3 protein-coding genes and 1 pseudogene are annotated in these 4,993 nt (G+C 73.9%); all 4 read right to left on the reverse strand.

From position 1 onward, the window contains the following. Window positions 1-771, reverse strand: a pseudogene (locus tag ACFQ4O_RS14970) (double-strand break repair protein AddB); the annotation flags it as partial. A gap of 10 nt (window positions 772-781) precedes the next feature. Next, on the reverse strand, window positions 782-1,480 hold the full coding sequence (locus ACFQ4O_RS14975) for a nucleotidyltransferase family protein (protein ID WP_378776730.1): 699 nt from the start codon (window positions 1,478-1,480) through the stop codon (window positions 782-784). Window positions 1,481-1,500: 20 nt separating this feature from the next. After that, window positions 1,501-3,066 (reverse strand): tRNA (adenosine(37)-N6)-threonylcarbamoyltransferase complex ATPase subunit type 1 TsaE, encoded by a 1,566-nt coding sequence (tsaE, locus tag ACFQ4O_RS14980; RefSeq protein ID WP_378776726.1) that lies wholly within the window; start codon window positions 3,064-3,066, stop codon window positions 1,501-1,503. Next, window positions 3,063-4,993, reverse strand: a 1,931-nt coding sequence (locus ACFQ4O_RS14985; RefSeq protein ID WP_378776728.1) for a sensor histidine kinase, incomplete at its 5' end; no start/stop codon positions are given. The genes ACFQ4O_RS14985 and tsaE, both read right to left, overlap by 4 nt.

Below are 4,993 nucleotides of genomic sequence, written 5' to 3' on the forward strand. Positions count from 1 at the left end.
CACGGCGCCCTGGTCCGCCTCGGCGATCGCCCGGATCAGGCGTCGGGTGGCCGGCACCGAACCGGTCGAGCCGGCGGCCACCACCGGCCCGGTTCCCCGCGTCACGCGGGCGGTCGCGGCGTCGATCTGGAGGCGGCGCCGGCGGGCGGGATCGAGCCGGCCGATCTCGGCGAGATGCTCCGGCCAGGCCCGCAGCGCCACCTGCAGGAAGGACTGGGTGATGGCCCAGTAGCGGTCGTGCTCGCCGGGCGCGATCCGGTCGAGCGCGGTGAGGTCGGCCTCCTCGGTCTCGACCGAATCCACCAGCGCCTCGAGATCGCCCGCGAGATGGATCGCCTCCGCCGCGGTGGCGGGGATCAGCGGGCCGTCCTCCGCGTCGAGCTTCAGGGCGGAGCGGTCGAGCGTGGCGGCGAAGCGGCTGACCAGCCGGGCGAGCGTCAGCCGCCGCTCCAGCGGCGCGACCGCGGGGGAGAGGTCGTCCTCTCCGTCGTCGGGCGCGTCGGCGAGGCCCGCGTCCTCGTCCACGTCGCCGAGCGGCGCGATGCGCGGCAGCAGGGTGGCGCGGCCGTCGAGTTCGGCGAGGAAGGCGTCGCGCAAAGCGCGGCCGGCGCGGCGGGTCGGCAGGAAGATGGTCGCGGAGGCGAGCGCCAGCGGATCGTGGCGGGGCGCGAAGCCGGGGATCAGATCGCCGTCCAGCAGCGCGCGGGCGAGCGTCGGCAGGAAGGGGACGCCTGGGGGGATCGTGAGGACGTTGGGGCGGCGGGCCGCCATGGCCTCCGCCTCAGGCCGCCGACAGGGCGATGGCGCGCTCGGCCTCGGTGATGGCGGCGGGGTCGCCCACATGCAGCCACAGCCCGTCGAGCCTCAGCCCGTGCAGCCGGTCGCGCTCGATCGCGGCGTTCCACAGCCGGTTGAGCGAGAACGGCGCGCCGTCCCAGTCCGCGAAGGCGCTGCGGGGCATGATCGCTGCGCCGGCATAGGCGAAGGGCGTCACCTGCCGCTCCGGCCGGCGCGACAGGCGGCCGTCGGTCGTGAAGGCGAAATCGCCCGCGCCGTCGAAGCCGACGCTCGACGTCAGCGCCGCCACCAGCAGCAGCGCGTCCATGCGCTCCGGGTCCCACATTTCGGCGAGCCGGCGAAGGTTGGAGCGGGCGCCGTCGATCCAGAACGTGTCGGCGTTGAGCACGAAGAACGCGTCGCCATGGAGCAGCGGCAGCGCGTTCGCCACCCCGCCGCCGGAATCCAGCAGCCGCTCGCGCTCGTCGGACACGGCGATCTGAGGCGTCGGACGCGCGGTCAGATGCGCCTCCATCTGGTCGGCGTGGTGATGCACGTTGACCACGGCTCGGGCGACGCCCGCCTGCTCCAGCCGGTCGAGCGCGTGGTCGATCAGGGCCCGGCCCGACACGTTCACCAGCGGCTTCGGCCGCGTGTCGGTGATGGGGCGCATGCGGGTGCCGAGCCCCGCGGCCAGCACCATGGCGTCGGTGATGGGAGCCGTCACTGCGGCGCCTCCGTGAGGCCGGCGTTCTCCGCGTACCAGGCGGCGAGATCGGCGAGGTCGGGATGGGCGAGATTGGCGATCAGCGCGCGCCGCACCCGCGGCAGGTGCCGTAGGTAGCCCGGCTTGCCGTCGCGCTGCGCGAGCCGCACGAACACGCCGAGGATCTTCGTGGCGCGCTGGGCGCCCATGGTGGCGTAGGCGCGGGCGAAAGCCGCCGGATCGAAGCCGGGCTCGACCTTGCGGCGGGCGTCCAGATAGCGGGCGGCGAGCGACAGCTCCAGCCCGTCCGGCAGGTCCACCCGCGCGTCCTGCAGCAGCGAGACCACGTCATAGGCCGGGGGGCCCATCACCATGTCCTGGAAGTCCAGCAGGCCGAGGCGGCCGAAGCCGTCCTGATCGTCGCGCCACGTCAGGTTCGGCGAATGGTAGTCGCGCAGCGTCCAGGTCTGAGGGTCGTCCAGCACGGGCGCCAGCGCCGCGCGCCACAGTTCGCGGAACGCCTCGCGCACGTCCGGCTCCGGCGAGACGCCGCCCACATGCGGCATGTGCCAGTCGGTGAACAGCTCGCATTCGACCAGCAGGGCGGGGAGGTCGTAGGGCGGCACCCGGTAGAGTTCGCGGCCGACGGCGAGGTCGAGCGGCGTCTCGCGGCCGTGCAGGTCGGCCAGCAGGTCGGTGGCCAGCTCGTAGCGGCTGGCGATGGGCTGGCCGCCGGCGACCACCGGCTCGAAGCCCATGTCCTCCACCAGCAGGAATCCGTTGGCGAGGTCCTGCGCGTAAATCTCGGGCGCGGCGTAGCCGAGTTTGCGCAGGCCATCCGCCACCGCCACGAACGGCTTCACGTCCGCGGCGAGGCGCGCCACCGAGAGGTAACTGCGGCCGTCCGCCAGCGGCGGACCCGCGGGCCGGGGCGGCGCGTCCATCAGGATCGCGGTGCGGCGGCCGAGCGTGAGGCGCTCGTAGAGCCGGCTGGAGGCGTCGCCCTGCACATGCTCGCGCGTGGCCTCGCCCCAGCCGGCCGCCTCCACGAAGCGCTTGCCGTCTCGCAGGCGCGCGAGCCTCGGGCCAAAGGCGCCGAAGCCGGTCAGCCGCGCGCGGCGCCCGCCGCCGGGCGCGATCTCCAGCGACAGGTCGAGCCGGTCCTCGGGCAGGCCGGCGCCGAGGCGGTCGGGCCATTCCACCAGCACGATGGCGTCGTCGCCCGCCTCCTCCCAGCCGAGTTCGTCCAGCTCCTCGGGGCTCGTCAGGCGGTAGAGGTCGGCGTGCACCACGGGGCCACGCGGCAGGTCGTAGATCTGCAGCAGGGTGAAGGTGGGGCTCGGCGCCTCGAGTTCGGGATCGCCGGCGCGGGCGCGCACCAGCGCACGGGCGAAGCTGCTCTTGCCGGCGCCGAGGTCGCCGGTGAGCGTGACGATGTCGCCGGGCTTCAGCGCGCGGGACACGTCTGCGGCGAGCGCCCCGGTGGCCGCCTCGTCGGCGAGGTGCAGATCCCAGGTCTCCGCGCCCGGGGCTGCGGACGACGCCCGGTGATGGGCGCCGACGCGGCTCGCGGGGCCCTTCATTCGGCGGCCGCCGCCACGGCGCGCAGCGGGAAGGTGCAGGTGACCACGGTGCCGACGCCCTCTTCGCTCTCGATCGCGACCCGACCGCCGTGAAGCTGCACCAGCGAGCGCACGATGGAAAGGCCCAGTCCCACGCCGCGGTGGCGGGCGCCGGCGGTGCGGCTCTCGAACCGGTCGAACACCCGCTCGATCATGGCGCTTGGAATGCCGCTGCCCTGGTCTGCGACCCGGAAGGCGATCTCGTCGCCCTGCCGGGCGGCGCTGACGCGGATGACGCGGCCGGGCTTCGAGAAGCCGATGGCGTTGGAGAGCAGGTTGAACAGCACCTGCCGCACCCGCTTGGAGTCCGCCTGGAAGGCGCCGATGTCCGGCGCGGTGTCGATCTCAAGCCCGAGGCCGGCCTCCGCCAGACGGTCGCGCACGCCCTCCGCCGCCGCCTCGATCGCCTCGCGGGCGTCCACCGGGCCGAGCTCCAGCTCCATGGCGCCGGCGTCGATGGTGGTGAGGTCGAGGATGTCGTTGATGATGGCGAGCAGGGCCGCGGACGACGACAGGATGTGGTCGACGTATTCGCGCTGCTTCTGGGACAGCTCGCCGAGCCGCGCGTCGCCGAGCAGCTGCCCGAAGCCGATGATGTTGGTGAGCGGCGACCGCAGCTCGTAGGAGACGTGGTTCACGAAGTCGTTCTTCAGCCGGTCGGCGGCCTCCAGCGCCTCCGCCCGCTCCCGCAGCGCCCGCTCCACGTTCACGCTGGCGGTCACGTCGGTGAAGGTGGCGAGCGTGCCGCCGTCCGGCAGCGGCAGCGCCACCACGTCCACAATGCCGGCGGGGCCGCGGTCGACGCGGGTCACCAGCGGCTGGCGCTCGTCGGGAATGGCGGTGGCCGCAACCTTCAGCCGGCGCCACAGATCGACGTCGGCGGGGCGCAGCGTGCAGGCCTTGAGGATGTCGTCGGCGTGGGGGCGGTTGGCGAGCTCCGCCTCGCCCAGGCGCCACAGCCCGGCGAAGGCGGGGTTGTGCAGCCGCAGCCGGCCGTCCGAGCCGAACACGGCCACCGCCTCCTGCAGATGGTCGATGGTCTCGCGCTGGACCTTGGTCAGGGCGTTGAAGCGGCTTTCGAGATCGAGCCGCTCGGTTACGTCGTCGAACAGATAGGTGACGCCGCCTTCGGGGTTCGGCGTCACCACCACGCGAAGGGTGCGGCCGTCCGGCAGGTGCCACCAGTGCTCGCGGGCCTCGAGCGCCCGATAGGCCTCGTGCAGGTCCGCCTTCCATTTGCGGAAGTCGGCCTCCTCCGGCAGGCGCCGCTCGGTGCGCAGGCGGTCGAGCACCGCGGCGTCGGTGGGGCCGGCCTCCAGGAAGGCGGGCTCCAGCGCCCAGAGCCGGGCGTAGGACTGGTTGTGGAAGGCGAGGGCGCCGTCCTTGCGGAAGATGGCGACGCCGGTGGTCAGCTCGTCGAGCGTGCGGCGGTGCGCCTCCATCTGGCGCGACAGGTCGGCGCGCACGTCTTCCAGCTCGGACACGTCAATGGCGATCGCCGCCGCGCCGGAGGCTGAAGGAGCCTCCACCACGTCGAAGATGCGGCGCTGGCCGGCGTAGACCGCCGCCGCGCGCTTGCGGAACACCTGGCCCGCCTCGTTGGCCTTGCGGGCCGCGGCGCGCACCGACTGGTCGAGGAACTCGGTTCCCTCCTCCACCGCCAGCATGCCGTCGGTGGCGTCCACCGCGCGGGCGTAGGCCTCGTTGGCGTAGGCGAGCCGTCCGTCGCCGTCGCGCAGCCACACCGGCTGGGCGAGCGACTCCATCAGCGCCAGCGCCCGGGCGAGCGCGCCCTGCAGCTCGGTGTTGCGGTCCTCGATCTCGGCGCGGGCGAGGCGCTCGCCGGTGACGTCGCGCAGCCGCAGCACCGCAGCCCCGCCCACGGGGC

The sequence above is a fragment of the Methylopila musalis genome (assembly GCF_042679725.1).
GTDB lineage: Bacteria > Pseudomonadota > Alphaproteobacteria > Rhizobiales > Methylopilaceae > Methylopila > Methylopila musalis.

Coding starts and splice junctions, on each gene's coding strand:
- tsaE (WP_378776726.1), bottom strand. CDS start 3,066: ATGAAGGGCCCCGCGAGCCGCGTCGGCGCCCATCACCGGGCGTCGTCC.
- ACFQ4O_RS14975 (WP_378776730.1), bottom strand. CDS start 1,480: ATGGTGCTGGCCGCGGGGCTCGGCACCCGCATGCGCCCCATCACCGAC.